13 protein-coding genes are annotated in these 21,432 nt (G+C 44.4%); all 13 read left to right on the forward strand.

Translation table 11 applies throughout. The features are described 5' to 3' along the window. Positions 1–3,823: T9SS type A sorting domain-containing protein (locus tag IH598_12470; GenBank protein ID MBE0639325.1), on the forward strand; the 3,823-nt coding region annotated here is incomplete at its 5' end. A 97-nt stretch (positions 3,824–3,920) separates the two neighbouring features. Further along, positions 3,921–5,873, forward strand: coding sequence for an ABC-F family ATP-binding cassette domain-containing protein (locus IH598_12475; GenBank protein MBE0639326.1), 1,953 nt, complete (start codon positions 3,921–3,923; stop codon positions 5,871–5,873). 91 nt (positions 5,874–5,964) lie between these two features. Next, positions 5,965–7,938: a T9SS type A sorting domain-containing protein gene (locus tag IH598_12480; protein ID MBE0639327.1), complete on the forward strand. Its 1,974-nt coding sequence runs from the start codon at positions 5,965–5,967 to the stop codon at positions 7,936–7,938. An 898-nt stretch (positions 7,939–8,836) separates the two neighbouring features. After that, a complete protein-coding gene (locus IH598_12485; protein ID MBE0639328.1) occupies positions 8,837–9,397 on the forward strand; it encodes an RNA polymerase sigma-70 factor in 561 nt (186 codons plus the stop codon). Positions 9,398–9,441: 44 nt separating this feature from the next. After that, entirely contained in the window at positions 9,442–10,632 is a 1,191-nt protein-coding gene (locus tag IH598_12490) for a FecR domain-containing protein (GenBank protein ID MBE0639329.1), read from the forward strand. Positions 10,633–10,798: 166 nt separating this feature from the next. Further along, complete coding sequence (locus IH598_12495) at positions 10,799–14,026, forward strand: TonB-dependent receptor (protein ID MBE0639330.1); 3,228 nt, start codon at positions 10,799–10,801, stop codon at positions 14,024–14,026. A gap of 11 nt (positions 14,027–14,037) precedes the next feature. After that, the gene (locus tag IH598_12500; protein MBE0639331.1) at positions 14,038–15,396 is read left to right on the forward strand and encodes a RagB/SusD family nutrient uptake outer membrane protein; all 1,359 of its coding nucleotides are present in this window, start codon (positions 14,038–14,040) and stop codon (positions 15,394–15,396) included. A gap of 20 nt (positions 15,397–15,416) precedes the next feature. After that, on the forward strand, positions 15,417–16,316 hold the full coding sequence (locus IH598_12505; protein ID MBE0639332.1) for a choice-of-anchor J domain-containing protein: 900 nt from the start codon (positions 15,417–15,419) through the stop codon (positions 16,314–16,316). A gap of 52 nt (positions 16,317–16,368) precedes the next feature. Beyond that, positions 16,369–17,232: a choice-of-anchor J domain-containing protein gene (locus IH598_12510; GenBank protein MBE0639333.1), complete on the forward strand. Its 864-nt coding sequence runs from the start codon at positions 16,369–16,371 to the stop codon at positions 17,230–17,232. Between the two features lie 226 nt (positions 17,233–17,458). Continuing rightward, a complete protein-coding gene (locus tag IH598_12515; GenBank protein ID MBE0639334.1) occupies positions 17,459–18,310 on the forward strand; it encodes a cyanophycinase in 852 nt (283 codons plus the stop codon). A gap of 208 nt (positions 18,311–18,518) precedes the next feature. Further along, positions 18,519–20,057: a YifB family Mg chelatase-like AAA ATPase gene (locus IH598_12520; GenBank protein ID MBE0639335.1), complete on the forward strand. Its 1,539-nt coding sequence runs from the start codon at positions 18,519–18,521 to the stop codon at positions 20,055–20,057. 24 nt (positions 20,058–20,081) lie between these two features. Next, the gene (locus IH598_12525) at positions 20,082–20,549 is read left to right on the forward strand and encodes a hypothetical protein (protein ID MBE0639336.1); all 468 of its coding nucleotides are present in this window, start codon (positions 20,082–20,084) and stop codon (positions 20,547–20,549) included. 154 nt (positions 20,550–20,703) lie between these two features. After that, positions 20,704–21,426, forward strand: coding sequence for an ABC transporter ATP-binding protein (locus IH598_12530; GenBank protein MBE0639337.1), 723 nt, complete (start codon positions 20,704–20,706; stop codon positions 21,424–21,426). The last annotated feature ends 6 nt before the right edge of the window (positions 21,427–21,432 follow it).

The raw sequence follows: 21,432 nt of genomic DNA on the forward strand, positions 1-21,432 counted from the left end.
CACCAACCTTGCCGGTGATGAAAACCCGGGCAACAACTGCAAGACCAAAGCTGTTGTAAATGCTGAGCCAAGCCTTTGCGTAGATAACCTCTACACTTCAGGTTGCTCATTTGGCGACGGTTTGACAAGCTGGGATCTGGAAAACATCACAGTAGCCAACATTCCATGTGCAGGTACTCCTCCATGGTATCAGAACTACATGGATCAGATCCACAACCTGGAAGCTGGCAATACCTATGTACTCACCGTAACTGCCGGTTATGCCGATACCTACTTTGATGTATGGATTGACTTTGACGGCAACCTTGAGTTGAACAATGCCAACGAACTGGTATTGAATGATGGTATTTGCGCAGTAGCCGGTACAGTTTACACATTCAACATCACCATTCCTGCTGATGCTCCCGGTGGAACTTACGTAATGCGTGCAAGGACCAACTGGACTGCAGCAGTGGTAGGTGCTTGTGATACATACAGCTATGGTAACTGTGTTGACTTCAAAGCCAATATTGGCGGTGGTCAGCCAACGGATTGGTTGTCAGCTATGCCACTCAGCGGATCACTCGGAGCAGGACAATCACAGATTGTTACTGTAACCTTCAACTCCACTGGTCTTGAAGTACCAAGCATTCACAATGGTTCACTAATTTTTGCAAGCAATGCAGCCGGAAGCCCGCACACTGTTCCTGCAACCCTCGTTGTAGGTGGCGAAGGTCCAATTATTGTGCTCAATCCGACTTCATTGACAGAAAATCATCCCACACCTCCGCAGCAGACAACTCAGGTTGTTAATGTAAGCAATCCTGGTACTGAAGCGTTGACGTTTGATATTGCTATTCAACGTTCATCCACAGCCGGACCCGACGTAGTTGTTGATCCTGAATATGTTGCTGCTAAATTAGCAGAACGCAGGGCAGCCGACGGCATTGTTCTGGGTGCTGCTAATGGTGTTCCGGGAGGCGTTTCACCCAACATGACCGATGATGAAATCATCAGGTATGACGATGGAACCAATGCTGATGCTATTGGTCTGACCGCTGGCGGTACCTTCCATGTTTCAGCTTACTGGCCTGCTTCCACTATGGGACAGTATGCAGGGATGAAACTGGATGCAGTTGAGATCTTTGTATATGATGCCCCAACTTCGATGACGTTGAATATCTACGGAGCAGGCACGCCTACCACACCTGGAGCACTCTTACATTCACAGCCAATAGCTGCAGTAGCACAAACATGGGTAATGACCACCCTGACAACTCCGGTTGATATTACCGGTGCTGACATCTGGATTGGTTATGAAGTGACACATACAGCCGGTACTTTCTGTGCAGGTGTTGACCCGGGTCCTGCAGTTGCAGGCTTTGGCGATATGATCTCACTTGCCGGTGGCACCTATGAGTCGATGTCAATCTCTTATGGTTTGAACTACAACTGGAACATTGCCGGATACCTGGTAGCTGGCGGACCTCAACTTACAAACGACGTAGGAGTTCAAACCATCATTTCACCAAACTCAGGTGTTGCCCTTGGTACTGAGTCAGTAGTGATCAAAGTGAAGAACTTTGGAACTGCTGCTCAATCCAACATTCCATGGTCAGTAACCTGGACAGGTGCTGGAAGCGGTTCGCTGAGCGGAACCATCCCAGGCCCGCTTGCTGGTGGCGCTGACATTGATGTAACAGCCGGAACTGCTAATTTAGCTGCTTTTGGTACTTACAACTTCGAAGCCTGCACCAACCTTGCCGGTGATGAAAATGCTGCCAACAACTGCAAGACCAAAGCTGTTGTTAATGCTGAACCAAGCCTTTGCGTTGATAACCTCTACACCTCAGGGTGTTCATTCGGCGACGGTTTAACAAGCTGGGATCTTGAGAACATCACGGTAGCCAACATTCCATGTGCAGGAACACCTCCATGGTATCAGGACTATACCAATATGCTTCATATCCTTGAAGCTGGTAACACTTATGTGCTCACGGTAACTGCCGGTTATGCCGATACTTACTTTGATGTATGGATCGACTTTGACGGAAACCTCGAGTTGAACAATGCCAACGAACTGGTGCTGAATGATGGATTATGTGCCATTGCCGGTACAGTGTACACATTTAATCTTACCATCCCGGCCGATGCACCAAACGGTGAATTTGTAATGCGTGCAAGAACCAACTGGATTGATCCTGTAACTGGCGCTTGTGATACCTATTCCTATGGTAACTGCGTAGATTTCAAAGCTGAAGTTGGCGGTGGAACACCTGGTGGATGGTTAACTGCAGATCCTATGATGGGAACCGTTCCTGCCGGCGGATCAATGAATGTTAACGTTCATTTCAATTCAACAGGAGTTAATCCCGGAACATACAATGGGGCTCTGATCTTCACAAGCAATGCTCCAACAAGTCCGACTAACCTGCCTGTGACATTTATTGTTGGTCAACCGACTGGCGGACTTACAGTTAATCCAACGGCGATTAACGCATCGCACTATGCTGCTCCACAAGTAACACAGCATATTTTGAATGCTACCAATACCGGAACTACTCCAATTGCATGGAATCTTGTAATTGACAGAGATGGTTCAATCGGCTTCAAGTATGCTACTGAATATGTAAAAGGGTTACCTCCTGTAAGTCATCCCTCAGCATTTGAAAGAGCTCCGGGAACAGCATATGGAAATGAAACCATTCATTCAGACGCTGATTATGATTTACAATTCGAATTTGCATGCGGTGATGCTTCCGGTGAAGCCGGTGTTGAAACCGACGGTAACTACATCTACACCACCAAGTGGAATGGCGCTGGATTCTTCAAGTATGAATTGGACGGTACATTCCTAGGCGCATTCCAGGTAGGATCAGTAAGCGCTATCCGCGACCTGGCCTACGACGGTATGTATTTTTATGGCGGTGCTGCTGCAACTACCGTTTACAAGATGGACTTCAACACCAACACACTGATTGGCCAGTTTACTGCTCCTGTTGCTGTTCGCGCTATCGGTTACGATGAAGGCGCTGATGGCTTCTGGGCAAATAACTGGTCAACTACATTGACTTTGTTTGACGATGCAGGCGCTGTCCTGAATACTATCGCAACCAATGGCGACGAAAGTTTCTATGGTCTGGCATACGATCCGCAAGGACCATTCCTCTGGGGTTATAGCCAGCGTGTGGGTACCAGCCAGAACATTCTGTACAAGTACAACATTGCAACTGGTGCAAAAATTGAAGAGTTTGACGTATTCCCGCTGCTGAGTATTCCTATTACTGGTGATATTGCCGGTGGTCTTGCTTTCCATCCTGATCTTGTTACCGGATACTACTCCATCGTGGGTATTGTTCAGAACAAGTGCATCTGGGGACTTGAAATGGGTATGACTCCTGCTCCTGTAGAATGGCTTACTGCATCACCAATGTCTGGTACAACTGGCGCAGGTCAGACTTCACAGATCACTGTATCATTGAATTCAGAAGGTCTGGAAGCCGGAGTAACTTACACTGGTGCTGTTATTTTTAACACCAACAGTCCGGTTACCCCAACTGTTACAGTTCCGGTATCACTCTATGTATCTGGTGTTGGTGTTGGAGAACCCATCACTGATGAGAGTATGCTTATGTACCCGAATCCTGCAAGCGATGTGTTGAACATCGAAGCAACAGGCATCAAGCATGTAATGATCCTCAACAACCTCGGTCAGGTGGTTTACGACAGGCCTGCTGATAACGACAATGTTCAGATTAACACCTCGAACTTCGGAACGGGTGTTTACGTTGTCCGCATCAAGACTGCCGATAAATCATACACCGAAAAGTTGATCATCCAATAATCCTTCATTGGAATAACATAAGAAAAGGGAGCCTTCGGGTTCCCTTTTTTGTTTTACTGTCCTGCTTTTGCGTATTTTTGCCCCTCAAAATTCATTGATGTTATCGGTTAATAACATATCCGTTCACTTTACCGGCGAATACATTTTCGACGGGGTTTCTTTCCTGATCAACGATCGGGACAGGATTGGCCTTGTGGGTAAAAATGGCGCTGGAAAAACCACCCTACTCAATGTGATTGCCGGTGAAATGGAACCCGAAAAAGGAGCCGTGGCCTCTCCTTCCGGCCAAAGTATCGGCTATCTGAAACAGGAGATGAACCCCAGCAGCAGGCGAACCGTGATGGAAGAAGCCAGGCAGGCCTTCAGCGAAACCATTCACCTTGATCAGAAAATCAGGCAAATGACCGATGAAATTTCGCATCGCACCGACTATCATTCACAGGATTACCTGAACCTTGTTACCCGGCTCAACGATGCCAACGACCGCTACAACATGCTTGGCGGTCATAAAATGGATGAAAATACCGAGAAGGTACTCATGGGACTTGGATTTGAGCGAAAGGATTTCATGCGTCCGCTAAACGAATTCAGCAGCGGTTGGCAGATGCGTGTTGAGCTGGCTAAGATTCTTCTCAGGATGCCCGACATCCTGCTCCTTGATGAGCCGACCAACCATCTCGACATCGAATCCATTCAATGGCTTGAAGACTTTTTGATCAGCTATCCCGGCGCCGTAGTGCTGGTTTCGCACGACCGCGCCTTTCTCGACAATGTGACCAACCGCACTGTAGAGATTACCCTGGGAAAAATTTATGACTATAAGGTTTCCTATTCCCAGTATGAGCAACTGCAGGCTGAACGCCGCGAACGGGAGATGGCCAGCTTTAACAATCAGCAACAACAAATTGCCCAGATCGAGCGGTTTATCGAACGCTTTCGTTATAAAAATACCAAATCCCGCCAGGTACAATCACGGGTGAAAATGCTCGACAAAATGGATAAGATAGAGGTGGAAGATGTTGATAAATCCTCCATTCGCTTCAGGTTTCCGCCGGCGCCGCATTCCGGAAAAGTTACCGTCAGGGGTGAAGATCTTTCCAAAAGTTACGGCGATCACCTGGTATTGAAGAATCTTAACTTTTCGATTCCCAAAGGCGAAAAAATTGCTTTTGTCGGAAGAAATGGCGAGGGGAAAACCACGCTATCCAAAGTTATCGTCGGCGAATTACCCTACACCGGTACCCTCGAATTGGGGCATCTTGTGAAAATCGGTTATTACGCCCAGAACCAGCATGAGATGCTCGACATGGATAAAACCGTTTTTGAAACCATCGACGAAGTGGCTACCGGTGAAATGCGAACCAGGACAAAAGGATTGCTGGGTAGTTTTCTTTTCCGCGGTGATGATCTGGATAAAAAGGTGAAAGTGCTCTCCGGTGGAGAAAAGTCAAGATTGTCTTTAGCCCGCATGCTGCTTACTCCGGTCAATCTGCTGGTGCTCGACGAGCCGACAAACCATCTCGACATGCGCTCAAAGGACATTCTGAAAAGCGCCCTGCTCCAATACGACGGAACCCTGATCATCGTTTCGCACGACCGCGATTTTCTTTCCGGCCTGACTGGAAAAGTCATCGAATTCCGCAATAAAGGAATTAAAGAATACATCGGTGATGTGCACGACTTTCTCGATTCGCGCAAACTTGAACACCTGAATGAACTGGAGAAGAAATCTGGAAAACAGGGAACCAATATCACGGAGGAAACGCCTTCACAAAATAAACTGGATTTTGAACGCCGCAAGCAGTTTGAACGTGAATTGCGCAGGATTCAAAACCGTATTGAAAAGTCAGAAAATACCATTGAACAATTAGAAAAAGAAATCTCCATGCTTGATGGGCTGCTTGCCAATCCTGACCCAACCCACCCGCTGATTAAATCCGGAGAGGTGTATCATCGTTATGAGGCGGTTAAAAATGATCTCCAAACGGAAATGAAAACCTGGGAGAACCTCATTCATGAGTTGGAAAAGATGCAGAGCAATGGAAATTAGCGTTTCACCGCAACCCTTTTAAAAATCAGTCAGTGTGCAGCTAGGTCCAGCCAATAATTTTATTTTTGCCAGACATGTAATCTGTTTCACAATGAGAAGAGCTATTCAAATTACCATTCTGGCATTTATCTTCGCCATAAATCCCTCAATTTCACAAACCTTACCTGGAAAATTGTTGCTTGTTGGAGGGGGCTCCGAAAATCCCGGCAAATGGAGTGATGTACCCTATGGTTGGGCTGTTGAAAAGTCGGAGAATAAGCGGGTCGCCATCATCACTTATGATACCAACCCTTCGCAGTGGCTCCCCGATTATTTTATCAGTCTTGGCGCAGTGGCCGCAAAAAATTTCTCTATCACCAGCACATCCATGGCCAATCAGCAGCAGACCTATGACAGTCTGGTAACCTACGATGTGATCTTCTTCAAAGGAGGCGATCAAAAGCAGTATTACAATGTGTATAAAAACACCCTAACGCACAATGCAGTAGAGTTTGTTTTTAACCAGGGCGGGGTAATCTGTGGAACTTCAGCAGGAGAAATGGTGCTGTCAAGGGTGCTGTTTACGGCGCAAAACGGAACTGTTTATCCCGATGAAGCCATTGCCAACCCTAATAACCAGTACATGACGCTGGCCGATGATTTTCTGAATTTGATGCCCGGATATATTTTCGATTCCCATTTTGTCGAACGTGCGCGGTTTGGAAGGTTAATCGGCTTTCTGGGCCATTGGAAGCTAAACAAAAATGCGGATATTGTAGGGATTGGCGTGGACGATAAAACTGCTTTATGTATTGATGACGATTTAATGGGTTATGTCTTTGGAACTGGTGCTGTAAATATTTTCAAAGCTGCTACCGATAATGAATTTAGACTGGGAGGAACCAGACTCCTTGCTACCAGTCTCGAAGTAACCCAGGTGCTCAATGAGCGTGCAATCAACCTGAATACTTTTTTAGTGTCAGGTTACAATGATTTCATTCCCACAAAATATGAAAGTGAAGATTTCGGTGGATATGTGTTGATGTCTGGAAGTGATTATGTGAACAAAAACCAGCAATTCATTGCTCGTTTTACCGCAGCGGTTTCATCCGATTCAATCCTGATCGTAACCGGCGATAATACCACTCTGGCGCAGCAATTTAAAACAAAGTTCGAACAAAGCAACGCCGCCGCCGAGGTGATGCAGGCCATCCCTGCTAACTACAACAGCGCTTATTTTCTTGGAAAAGTTGACCGGATCAGCAAAGTCTTATTTGTAAACAATACCTATGCGACGTTAATGGAGTTCCTCCAAAACAGTACGGTAGGAAATCTGTTGCTCGAGAAACTGCTAAGCGGGGAAAGGACTACCGGTTTTGTGGGTGGCGATAGTCGTTACGCAGGCGGCAGTGTACTTGTAAATTACGACCAGCAATATGCTTCCTATGACGGACTGCTTGAGTTTGACCCTGGAATCGGATTATTAAAAAGCATGATCATCATGCCAAAAACTTTTGAAAACACCGACATTGAAGAAAATGCTGCTGCCGGAGTCCCATTCGGGATGATTCTCGACAGCCTGAAATACGGGATTTGGCTACACGACAACGCCTTCGCTGAATACAAAGTCAATGATCAGAATGAAACTACCATCACTTCCTTTGGCAGCTATCCTATGATGCTAATAGAGTCAGAAGGAACACACGGAGCGTTTTCCGATCAGTCGGCGGTTAACTCTGGAAGGCCAAGACATGTTGCAGGATTTGAGCTGTTTAATGTGACTTTGATGGACGAAAGTATGATAAAAATACTCGGCAGCCACACCAGTATCAGCAAACCTGCTGAAGCTGCCATACTCTCAATTTATCCAAATCCTGCCAATGACATGATCAGTATTTTCGTAGATAATGATCAGGATTATCTGCTGAAAATTCTCTCAGTTGATGGCAGAATGGTGTTCCAGCAAATGATCAGCGGGTCGGTTAATTTGCATGTTAGCGATCTGCCAAATGGTATTTACATTATTACAGCCACCGCAAGGGAAACCGGATGGCAATATCACCAGAAGTTGATCATTCGGAGATAAGAACTTCAGAACAACTGACCTCTGTGGAATTTAAAATGATACCATAGCTCATGGGGAGTAATTTTTTATGACCTTGCCAACTTCAAGTAAAAATATATAGTCCAACCCATACTGGGTTGTTTTTGGCGTTGGTGAACCCTCATAGCTACAAAAGCCCAACCCATTCTGGGTTGGCAAAAAAACTCCGTAGGAGATTGACTATTGTAGCATAACGATGATAAAGTGATTAAATGACAACCCAGTATGGGTTGGACTATATTCCAAACTACCTTTACCATTCGAATTTAGTTAAATTCCAGTTCGTTTGGTCTCAGGAAAGTTAATTTGTAAACCGCCTCTAAAGTTTTGACAATCTGTATCAAATGGGATTTGATGTCAGAATTTAACGGATACCTTCAAAAAGGTATAAGTTAAAAATCCGGGAATCAAAGATTAAAAGGTTCAATGCCAGTTCTACTTTAACACATTTGATTTTTCTGCATTTTTACCCCGCCCTTCCCATAGGGATCCCTCCGGGAAAAGGGAGAATGCAAAAAATCAATTCAAACTCCCTTAAGGGTTGGAGCAATTTTGAATTGATTTTTCATTCATGGTTTTGATCTGTTAAAGTAGAACTAGTTACTTAATTTTTAGGGGTCAGTTGGTCTGAACTTATAGGGATAAACTAAATCTGAGAAACCCAGTTTCAGTTAATTATTCGTGTAAAGAACTGTTTGTCCGTTGTTCAGATACGACACCCAGTTCACGTTGCACCACAATCCTCTGATCGAAACAAGCTAAGGAGAAATTGCTATTTTTGCTACAATCTAAATCTTCCGGAATTTCGGAGTGACGGGGATATTCACAACAATTTTTGTAGCACAATAAAAACTCAAGCTGCTGAAAGCTCTACTTCGCAATGGATACTGAAGATGTAAGACTGATGGAGATGTTCGAGAGCAACCGTGAGGACGCTTTCAGGGAGCTTTTTGTCCGGTATTACAAGCCCATGGTGCTGGCTGCCAGGATTTATTCAAACAATAATCCTGAGGCAGAAGACATGGTCCAGCAGTTTTTCGTGAAGTTCTGGGAGGAAAAGCTGTACAGGAAAATCAATACCTCTTTCAAACATTACCTGCGGATTTCGGTGCGCAACACCTGTTTTAACCATCTCAATCGTTTAATGATCCGTCAGCAACATGAACCTGATTCTGATCTGGAGTCTGAGGTTGAACAGGCAATAGATTTTATACTTCGGAAAGAGGAGCTCGAAATTTTTGAAAAGGCGTATGATGAATTGCCACCCCAAAGCCGCAAGGTTTTCGAGCTGGTTTATTTTTCCGATCGGTCGTACAATGAAGCAGCCCAAATGCTTGACCTTTCGATAAACACAGTTAAATCACACCTTAAAACTGCTGTCCGAATCCTTAAAAACAGTACTTTGCTGAACAATTATTACTGCGACAGAAAAAAATCCTGAGTTAGACCCACCCTTTTTCATAAAAAATTTGTCCTATAAACGATATGAAAGAAATTAAAGAATCCTTTTCTTTTCCGGACGAGATTTTGCATTTGCTTACGCATAAAGCGCTGGGCAAGCTTGATGCCTCTGGTCTTGATAAACTGAATGGCTGGATACGTGAAAATCCAGATGCAGAGCCTGAATGCAACGTCTTTATGGTCAAGGTTAAAAAAATACATTGGACTTATTATTCAAATGAAATTGCTGATCCAAACGTGGTGATAGAAGAATATCTGCCCATGAAATCAGACAAGCGTCCCTTCATTCACGTGGTTTACCCTTACCTTGCCATGGCAGCTACCCTGCTCATTCTCATCGGTTTTATATGGTATTTTGTATATCATCGGGACAGAAAGAGTGCTGAAACTGCCCATAACGAAACCCCGGCTCTTGAACGGCAAAACAAGGCAATACTCGTGCTCTCTGATGGCAAAAGTCTGGAACTTGACAATTCGGGTTGTGATGAGTTGACTGCTGAAAGTGGTGTGAGAATTACCAATCAGCCGGGAGAATTATTACGTTATGAGCAGGAGCAGGCAGTAGATGATGAAAGTCGCATGAATCGCCTGATTGTACCCTCCGGGGCCCGTTACCAGTTGCAACTGGCCGATGGTACCAAAGTGTGGATGAATTCTCATTCTGAACTTGAGTACCCGGTTTCATTTACTGGTGACAAACGGAAAGTCAGGTTATCAGGAGAGGCCTATTTTGAAGTAATGGCAAACCCTTCTGCCCCTTTCATTATTGAGGCCAATGGTTACGAGATCTTTGTATTTGGCACTCAACTGAACATATCTGCCTATTCCGGCGACAGTTTTATTCAAACAACCCTGGTGAGTGGCGCACTCGAGGTGAACAGCCGCGAAGGTGATGCTTACAAGCTGACTCCCGGTCAAATGGCTATGATAGTTCATGACGACCAGAAGGTTTTAATAAACAATGTTGACACAAGATTATTCACTTCATGGCGTGACGGTATTCTGTATTTCAATAAAATTTCATTGAAAGAACTGGCTGTTAAACTGGAGCGCTGGTATGATGTGGAAATACTTTTCGACAGTGACCAAACCGCCGGCCTGCTGTTTAGCGGAGCAATGGAAAATTCCCGTGATATCCAGTTTCTTTTAAGGCTGATCGGGGAGGCGGCCAATGTTGAATTTGAAATAGAGGGAAAACAGATTTATGTGAAATAAAAACCGGGAAATGCTGCAACATCTCCCGGTAGGCTAACAATCAAGGTACTGAATGTGCAAAAACAGAACATCAAATGATCATAAACCTTAATACAAAAGTATGAATAAAAATTTACGGGACTGTACCCCACAAGTGGGGTCAACATTCAAACTTATTGCAATTGGTATGAAACTATTTTTATTACTCACTTTTGCTGGTGTAATTCAGGCCTCTGCATCGGTGCTTTCGCAAAACAACCTGATCAGTATGAAGTTGCAGAACGCAACAGTTTATGAAGCTGTCAACGAAATTGCACACCAAATGGATTTGCTTTTCATTTTCCAGGAATCCGACGATCTGGACAGCAAAAAGATCAATGTCGACTTACAGATGGCCAGTTTTGAAGACGCTATGAAGGAAGTGCTGAAAAGCAGCAACCTCAGTTATGATCTCATCGAGAATTACATTGTGGTTAGACCGGTTAAAGTGAAACCGGAAGCACTAACAGCCGTTGCCAGTTTCCAGCAGAGCGAAAGACGCACCATCACGGGTACTGTTACCTCAGCGGAAGATGGAGCTACTATTCCTGGAGTATCGATAGTTGTGAAAGGTACCAACATTGGCACTACCACCGATATTGATGGAAAATATCAGCTTTTGGTTCCGGTTGAAAGTACCCATCTGGTATTTTCATTTGTAGGCATGGTTACTCAGGAAGTCGCCATCAACAACAGGGCTGAGATCAATATTGTAATGGAATTGGCCTCGCTTGACCTTGGTGAACTGGTCGTAGTAGGTTATGGAACTGAATCCCGTCGCCTGGTATCAGGTTCGCTGGGAGTAGTGAGCGATACCGAAATCCGTGATGTACCTATGCGAACCATCGACGGAGTACTGCAGGGGCGCTCGCCAGGTGTGTTTATCAGTCAGAATTCAGGAACCCCGGGAGGCGCAAATTCTGTAAGAATCAGGGGTAACAGTTCTATCACTGCCGGCAATGAACCATTATATGTTATTGATGGTATCCCGATGACAACAGGAAATTATGGTCAGATTGGTTTTTCAGGGCAGGAGATCAATGCACTTTCAGATATCAATCCCAACGATATCGAATCCATCACGGTGTTGAAAGATGCATCTGCTGCAGCCATTTATGGCGCAAGAGCAACCAACGGTGTAATTTTAATTACTACCAAACGGGGAAGTCAGCAACGCACCAACATCAATTTCAACGGATCCTGGGGTTTTCAGAAAGTTGACAAAGTACTGAAGATGCTTAATGCTGATCAATGGCTTGACTATATGGAACTGGAGCCCGATCCTGAAAACCCGGTCGATGTCAACTACCTTGACGAAGTATTCCGCGTTACTCCAATGAGTAGTTATGAGTTGTCAGCTGACGGGGGTGATGAGAGAACCAGATTCTTCATATCAGGAAATTACTTTGACCAGACAGGGATACTGCTTGGGACTGATTTTAAGAGAATAAATGGTAGAATGAACCTTGATCATCAGCTCAATACAAACATTAAAGTTGGCGCCAGTTTGGGAACCAGCTATTCGCTGAACAACAGGGTGGAGGGCGATCGTTCGCTCCATGGTGTATTGCCCAACTCTATTTCCAGGCCTCCCGTCTATCCGATCTATAATCCCGATGGAACTTACAACCAGGATGGCTTTTTCTCCAATCCTATTGCCATCGGGAACGAAGCCATCAATGAAGCATATTCTTTCAGAACCCTCGGAAATATTTATGGAGACTTACGCTTTAAGGAACACTTTACTTTCAGCACAAAATGGGGTTTTGACTACCTGAGTTTGCGAGAGCACAGCTACGATCCTGTTACAACAAGACAGGGCGCTACTACCAACGGTCTGGGTATCGAGGCACAGACCAATGTTCTGAACATCGTTTCGAATAACCTCCTCAGATACAACAATACATTTAACAGTTTACACAATGTGGAAGCTCTCGCCGGATACTCATTTGAAATGTTTCAACGGCGCAGCCAGTATGCCGAAGGAATTGACTTCCCGGGAGACCAGTTTCAATATCTTCTTGATGCAGGAACCATCCGACGGGCCGATGCATCAGCAACCGACCGGGGCATCAATTCTTTCTTCGGGCAGTTGAAATACAACTTCGACTATAAATACATTGTCTCGTTTAGTGGACGATATGATGGATCTTCAAAATTCGGAACCAATAACCGCTACGGCTTTTTCCCTGCAGCCTCTCTGGCATGGCGTTTAGGCGAAGAAGATTTTTTCAAAGCCCTCAACCTGCCCGTAAATGAATTCAGGCTGAGAGCCAGCTACGGTTTAACCGGAAACGATGGAATACCCGATTTTGCTTATATGGACCTTTACAGAGGTCGGTCTAACTACCTTTCAAGTGCAGGTATAGCTCCGGCAGCCCTTCCTAACCCCGACCTGAAATGGGAAACCACCAGGCAGATCAATATCGGCGCAGATATTGAATTGTTTAAGGATAGGGTTGCGCTGACATTGGATTACTATCACAACAAAACCAGTGATCTCCTGTTTAACAGACCCATTTCGATGACGTCAGGCTTCTACTCAGTTACTACAAACATCGGAGAACTCGAAAACAGGGGAATTGAATTTTCACTGAACACTGTCAATGTCACGAACAATGATATTGAATGGAGTACGAAATTCAACATCAGTCGTAACAGAAACAAAGTGCTTTCCCTTTACAAGAATCAGAATCTTCTCGATCTTGACAGATACAGCCCCAATGCAGTTATTGTAGGGGAGCCCATGAGTGTCTTTTATGGCTTCCGAAGCCTGGGCGTTGATCCTACTACCGGTGACCTGGTATTTGATGATATAGATGGCAACGGCGTGATCAATTCCGACGACCGCGTTGTGATCGGTGACCCAAACCCGAATTTTATCGGTGGTTTTACAAGCAATCTCGCTTACAAATCTTTTGATTTAAGCTTCTTCATTCAGTTTAGTTATGGAAATGATGTTTTCAATGCCACCCGAATATTTACCGAAGCCATGACTTATGCTGATGAAAATCAAAGTATTGAAATTCTAAAACGCTGGAAGCAACCTGGTGATATCACCGATATTCCCAGAGCAGATGGCGATAATTCGAACGAAAACAACAGGATATCCACCCGCTTTGTTGAAGATGGCTCTTTTGCCCGCTTTAAGAATATTACACTTTCATATGTGTTTGACCGTAGTCTTACCGAACGTATTGGTGTAAGGAATGCCCGCATTTTTGTTGGTGCTACAAATCTGTTCACATGGACCAATTATTCGGGAATGGATCCCGAGGTAAATTACCGTGGCGACAGCAATCTTCTAAGAGCAACGGATTTCTTTACCTATCCCCAGGCAAAAACATATACAATCGGAATTAACTTAGGCCTTTAAAAACAAGAAAGATGAAAAAACTATTCTATTTTTCAGTATTGATGACCCTGTTCCTTGGAGCTTGCGAAGTTCTGGATGTTGAGCCCTATCATTCCATACCGGCTGATGAAGCCATCACAAATGCCCAACAGGCCGAAAGTGCTATTTTGGGGTGTTATGATGCGTTGCAAAGTGACGGATACTATGGATTAAACTATATGATTTTTGGCGATTTACCTGCTGATAACCTGACACATGTTGGGGTGACCGTAACATGGGTTCAATTTGATAACAATGCCATACTGGCCGATAACGGTCTGGTTGAAAGCACATGGGCTGCCATTTACCGGGTGCTCAACCGGGTAAATAATGCCATTTACCATATCCAGTTGATTGATGGTGATAAAATGACTGAGGATTCCAAAAATGTGGCTTTAGCCGAACTCAGGTTTTTACGGGCACTTGCCCACTACGACCTGATGCGGCTGTTTGGTCCTGTTCCTTTGCGCGATCAGGCTGTCGGCAACAATGAAGAAAGCTATAACCCGGCAAGAAACAGTGTTGAAGAAGTCCTGCTGAGTGTAAAAAGTGATCTCGATTTTGCCATCAACCTCCTTTCTCCAGCCATAACCAAAGGCAGAGCATCTAAACCCGCTGCACAAGCTTTGAAAGCACGCATAGCTTTGCATCAGTATTATATTTCCGGTAATGCTGCTTTCCTGACAACAGCTATTGACATGGCCACCCAGGTCATTGATCATCCGTCTCTGCAACTTGTACCTGATTATGCCACCCTTTTTAATATTGAATTTGAGAACAACAGCGAATCCATTTTTCAGGTGACTTATAACGATCAGGACAGGAACCTTACTGCCAGGTATTTTGCTCATACATCAAATGAAGGGAGATATGAGTTTGCACCTACCACATTTTACATGAACTCATTTGAAACCAATGACGTGCGCAAGGACGCCTCCGTGAAAATGGCCGGATCTGCACCCTATGCAGTTAAATTTAATGATGTTGCTTCGGGTACTGACCCTGTTTACGTGTTGCGCCTTGCTGAAATCTATCTGATCAGAGCCGAAGCGAAAATCCTTCAGCAGGGTAATATTGACGATATTCTGAACGACGTCAACATTATACGTCAGAGAGCAAATCTGCAACCTGTAAACATGACGAGTTATGCCAGCCTGAAACTGGAAGTAGAATCACAAAGGCAAAAAGAGTTTGCATTCGAAGGTTACCGTTGGTTCGACCTGGTAAGAACCAACCGTGCCATTGAAGTGATTGACAAAATCACCAACACCAATCAATACCTTTTCCCGATCCCGCAAGCCGAAATCATTGCTAACAACAACCCTGGCATGTATCAGAATGATGGTTATTAATATCTTAACATTTATTGAATATGAAATCAAAAAAAAATAATCTGTTCATTGTTGCCTGCCTGACATTTTTCCTGTTCTTTTTGCAAGCTTGTAAAGAAGATGAAATGTCGGTTCCCCTGGCAAGTACACAAGCCGACTTTGTATACGAAGTCAACGAGTTGGTGATCAGTGAAGATACTGTGCATTTTCAGGTTCAATTAACTAATAAGTCGCTGAATGCTAATGCTTATCACTGGGATTTTGGCAACGGGCTATTTTCATCAGAGGAAAATCCGGTTGTTACCTATACAACCTCGGGGAAATATAGCATAGTGCTTACTGTTACAGCCGAAAATGCAGACCTTTATTACAATAACTTGTCAAAAAGTGTTTCACTTGCGCTTGGGAAACAGGTGCTGCTTTTCGAAGATTTCGGTTCCGCCGGCGCTCATCTTGAGGATGATTCATGGGCGCCCGAAGGTTGGCAGGCCGTTGACAGTGATGGCGATGGTTATAATTGGTATGCTAGCTTCAGAATCTCAGAAGGTGATAGCATTTTCTCTGTACGCAGCCAATCATGGGATGGCGACCCGTTGACTCCGGACAACTGGTTGATTACACCAGAAATTAACCTGTCGGGATTTGCCGAGGATGCAAGTGCAACGTTTAGGTTTACAGTCGGTATTACAGCCAATACCCCGCAATACAGGAAAGAGCATTATGGTGTATTCATCGCAGTAGGAAGCAGTAATATTTCTGCATTTGAACTACTGCTGGAGGAAACATTTACTGAAGAAACGCCCCGAATGACGCCGCTTGAACGGGAAATTGACATTTCAGCCTACGCAGGCAATATTGTTTTCCTCGCAATCAGGCACTTTAATGTTACCGATATGGATCGGATGTTTGTGGAGGAAGTGGAACTTTTTGTCATTGAATAATTTAAACAATTTCAACTTATTTAATATCATTACTAATCAAAAACATTTTACTATGAAAAAGTTATTTTTACTTTCAGTCATCCTGGCTTTGTTTGTTGGAAACAATTACAGCCAGGCACAGCCAAAGGGAATCAATGCCGAGTACCTTCTTTCATGGGATGTATGCCCAACTGCCAACACAGTCCAATACCGGGCTGAGCATTACAGCGTTTGGATTTCGACAACAGGAAACACCCCGGGAGATTTTACTACCATGTTGTTCGAAGAAACCCTTTCGACTGAACACACCAACTGGGTGTATGAAAACAGGCAGGTAAATATTGATGATTATGCCGGCAGTAATGTCTATGTAGCCTTCAGGCATCACGACATTACCGATATGGACCGTATTGTCATTGATAATGTCAAATTGTATAGAGTCAATGACGGTGACGAAGATGAAGTGATTTATCTGTTTGAAGATTTCCAGGGAGGCATTGGCAATCCGCAGGGTGAGGATTGGCTGCCCGAAGGCTGGATTGCTGTTGATGCCGATGGAGATAGCTTCAACTGGTATTTCGGCGAAAGAGAAGGAGAAGGCGCCATGAGAAGCCAATCATGGGATGGCGATCCGTTGACACCGGATAACTACCTGATCACATCTTCGGTTTTTCTGGGAACAGTTGGAATAAACCAATTCCGGGAAACAGTGATCAACGTATTCCCGAATCCGGCAACTTCAACTATTTCAATCCAAAGCGATGTTCCCATCCACCAGATTGAATTAGTAAATATGCTCGGTGCAATTGTTTTGAGCGAAAAAACTGACGCTTCCAATTTGAAGGTTGATGTTAGCCAGCAAGATCTTGGCATGTATTTTTTGCGGCTGCACACCGGCAATGGTGTTGAAACCAGAAAAATCAATATCAGCAGATAAAAAGGCTACTGCTGCGGTTTTATGATAATGATATGAACAATTCATATTGTGGAATCGCATCATAGACTTTATTCCACGCAAAGAGCGCAAAGATTTCGCAAAGCACGCTGATTTCAAGTGATGTGAAGCAAATAATTTGCGTTCTTTTCGTTACATGTTTTCGGGTTTTGCGTGGACCATTTCCTTAATTGTAACTCAGCCTCAGCATTTAACGAAAATAATACTTATGCAAAGACTTATCAGTGCGATAATTATACTGGCAATCCTTTTTAATGCCTGCAATCATGCGGAAACCACCGATGAGCCTAAAGGCAAACTTTTTATCATTGGTGGAGGTAAGCGTCCATCTGCAATGATTCAGCGCATGATCCGTGAAGCAGGGTTGGACAGGGGAGGCTTTATTGTCATCCTGCCTATGGCCAGCAGCGAACCCGATACTTCCGTATTTTATGCCACAAAGCAGTTTAAGGAGCAGGGAATCAATAATATTGCCGGCTTCTGTTTTTCAAAGGAGGCAATGGCAACTCCCGGTCAAATCGACTCACTGGAAAAAGCAGCGTTGATCTATATTACAGGCGGAGACCAGAATACTTTTATGGATATTGTTGCCGGTACTACAATTGAACAAGCAATTAAAACCTGCTTCTGCAATGGCGGTATGATAGCCGGAACCAGCGCCGGAGCTGCCGTGATGAGCGAAAAAATGATCACTGGAAACGAACTCAAACAAACCGATTACCGCGATACATTCCGCACAATTGAGGCGGATAACATAGAACTTGGAACCGGGCTTCGGCTGATCACCTCGGCTATCATTGACCAGCACTTTGTTTGGCGCAGTCGTCATAACCGCCTTATTACCGCCGTTATCGAACATCCTGAGCTTAAAGGAATCGGGATTGACGAAGCCACAGCAATACTGGTTATCGGTAATACCGCAGAGGTGGTGGGCGAATCACAGGTGTTGATTTACGAAAACTCTGACCGTGTAAGCATTACGGATGAAAACGGAAAATTCGGCGCGCCACAGTTAACTTTGAGGGTGTTACTTCCCGGAGATACATTCAGGCTGCAATAATGGTGTTATACTGTACTTTAAGAAACTTTGCGCTTTAGGCATTTTCAGTTAAAGCGCAAGTGGTATAATATGCTGCAAGTAAGTTTTTTCCGTGGGATTTATAAAATTACCCTTATCAACCCCTTTTTTTATTAAAAAATTCGGGCAGTATCATTCAATTTGTTTATTTTGCAGGCCATTACGAATCATTTACCCTTTTCCTGAAATCATGCTTGTAAAAACATATGGTAGTGCCATACAGGGTGTTAATGCAATCACTATTACGGTTGAAGTGAACATTGACCAGGGGGTGAATTTTTTCCTTGTGGGCTTGCCCGACAGCGCCGTAAAAGAGAGCCAGCAGCGGATTGAATCGGCATTACGATACAATGATTACAGGCTCCCCGGTAAGAAAATCGTGATCAACATGGCACCTGCCGACATCAGGAAAGAAGGTTCTGCTTACGACCTAACCATGGCCATTGGAATCCTTGCTGCATCTGAACAAATCAAAGCTAACCAGGTGGGAGATTACATCATTATGGGCGAACTTTCGCTGGATGGCGGACTGCAACCCATCAAAGGGGCACTGCCCATAGCTATCGAAGCAAGAAAAAGGGGTTTCAAAGGTTTTATCCTGCCTGCACAAAATGCCCGAGAAGCTGCAATAGTAAGCGATTTGCAAGTCTATGGAATCGAAAATATCAGGGAAGCCATTGATTTTTTTGACGGCACCGCTGAATTAGCACCAACCATTGTAAACACACGCGATGAATTTTATGCCGGGTTGAATGATTATGAATTCGACTTTTCGGATGTCAAAGGCCAGGAAAACATAAAACGGGCACTTGAAATTGCTGCAGCCGGAGGGCATAATGTAATTTTAATCGGCCCGCCTGGATCAGGTAAAACAATGCTTGCCAAGCGGTTGCCTTCGATATTGCCACCGCTGAACCTTCATGAGGCGTTAGAAACAACCAAAATACACTCGGTTGCCGGTAAAATGGGAAGAAACTCCTCTTTGATCTCAGTTCGTCCTTTCAGGGCGCCTCACCACACTATCAGCGACGTAGCCCTGGTTGGTGGGGGCGGAAACCCGCAACCAGGAGAAATTTCTCTTGCCCACAACGGTGTCCTTTTCCTCGATGAACTTCCTGAATTTAAACGCACTGTCCTCGAAGTGCTCCGTCAACCCATTGAAGACAGGGTGGTGACCATCTCGAGAGCACGGTTTACGGTGGACTATCCCGCCAGTTTTATGCTTGTTGCTGCCATGAATCCCTGCCCTTGCGGTTATTATAATCATCCGGATCATGATTGTGTGTGTGGTCCGGGTGTTGTTCAGAAATATCTGAACAAAATCTCAGGCCCATTGTTAGACCGCATTGACATTCACGTTGAGGTGGTGCCGGTTCCTTTCAGGGAGCTTGCCGATGCCCGGGCGACTGAACCCAGTGAAAAAGTAAGAGAGCGGGTTACAGCTGCCAGGCAAATTCAGGAAAAAAGGTATGCAGATAAAAGTGGAATTCATTGCAATGCTCAGATCAGCAGTAAAATGCTGAGAGAAATCTGTAAAATTGACCAGGTGGGACAAGTGTTGCTTAAAACAGCGATGGAAAAGCTAAATTTGTCCGCCCGCGCCTACGACCGGATTTTGAAGGTTTCGCGAACCATTGCCGACCTGGAAAATTCAGCAGAAATCAGACCTGAACACTTGGCCGAAGCCATTCAGTACCGCAGCCTCGACCGTGAAAACTGGGGAAGTTAATTTCAAAAATTTTAATAACTGATCATGAAACATTTATTGATTCTTATTTCAACACTTTTAATTACAACCATTGGTTTTCCACAGGACGTTACACCTGAAATTTTCCGTGCTCACGTTGCCGATCTCGCCAAACATCCTGTCATTACAAAGACATTTTCGATGATAGATGAGCAAAACAATTTTCATCTTTACATCGATGTATCCGGATACAACGAGTATGATGCTGAGAGACCTATTGAATTTGAAGGTCATAAAGTTTTTCTCTGGCAGGAAGGTTCCATTGCGTTTTATGATGTTGAACAAACCATCAGGTTGGTTACCATCATGAAACCAGGTTCAGACATCGTTGTTTATGAGTTTATTTCACAGGTGGATTTGAAACGGTTCCTTATCCAATCGCGATTTGTATTTCGGAATGAAAAATGGGAACTGGCTGATTTGAAACGAACCAGGATCAAGATGACAAAGAATGAACGCAAGTTCTTGTATTAGTGGGTTAAGCATCCGGCAAAGTCAAACTACCGAAAATCTAATTAAAGTCTGCTGACCAACAATATTAACCATGCTTTTGTGTTCTGAAATTTGCAAATGAGAAAAGTTTACTTCGTTTCATCCAAAGAAAAGCCTAACAATGGAAAAACAAAAGATCATCCGCCTGATTGACATCAAGAAGTACTACAAGGTGGGTACGCAGGTAGTTAAAGCATTGCAAACCATCACACTGGACATTTATAAAAATGAATATGTAGCCCTGATGGGTGCGTCCGGATCAGGTAAATCAACACTGATGAACATTCTTGGATGCCTTGATACAGCCACTGACGGCCAATATTTTCTTAATGGAAAAGATGTCAGCAAGATGGACGACAATAGCCTGGCTGAAATCAGAAATAAAGAGATTGGTTTTGTTTTCCAGACGTTCAACCTGTTGCCGCGTCAGTCGGCGCTCGAAAATGTGATGTTACCGCTGGTATATGCCGGTTTCAATAAGGCAAAACGACTTGAAAGAGCAAATGCCGTTCTCGACAGCGTCCAATTGTCAGACCGCGTAGCGCACAAGCCCAATGAACTTTCCGGCGGTCAACGTCAAAGGGTGGCTGTTGCGAGGGCCCTGGTCAACGAGCCTTCGATTATCCTTGCCGATGAGCCAACCGGCAATTTAGATTCTAAAACATCCATCGAAATCATGGGACTGTTTGAGCAGATTCACAAGTTGGGAAATACAGTAATTGTAGTTACTCATGAGGAAGACATTGCCAGACATGCCCATCGGATCATCAAACTTAAAGATGGTGAAGTGGAGAATGACTATTTGAATCAAAACATCAGAACGATGGCCGATTACAAGATAAAAGCCGAAAGCGAATAATTGTAT

The organism is Bacteroidales bacterium (genome assembly GCA_014860585.1).
GTDB lineage: Bacteria > Bacteroidota > Bacteroidia > Bacteroidales > 4484-276 > RZYY01.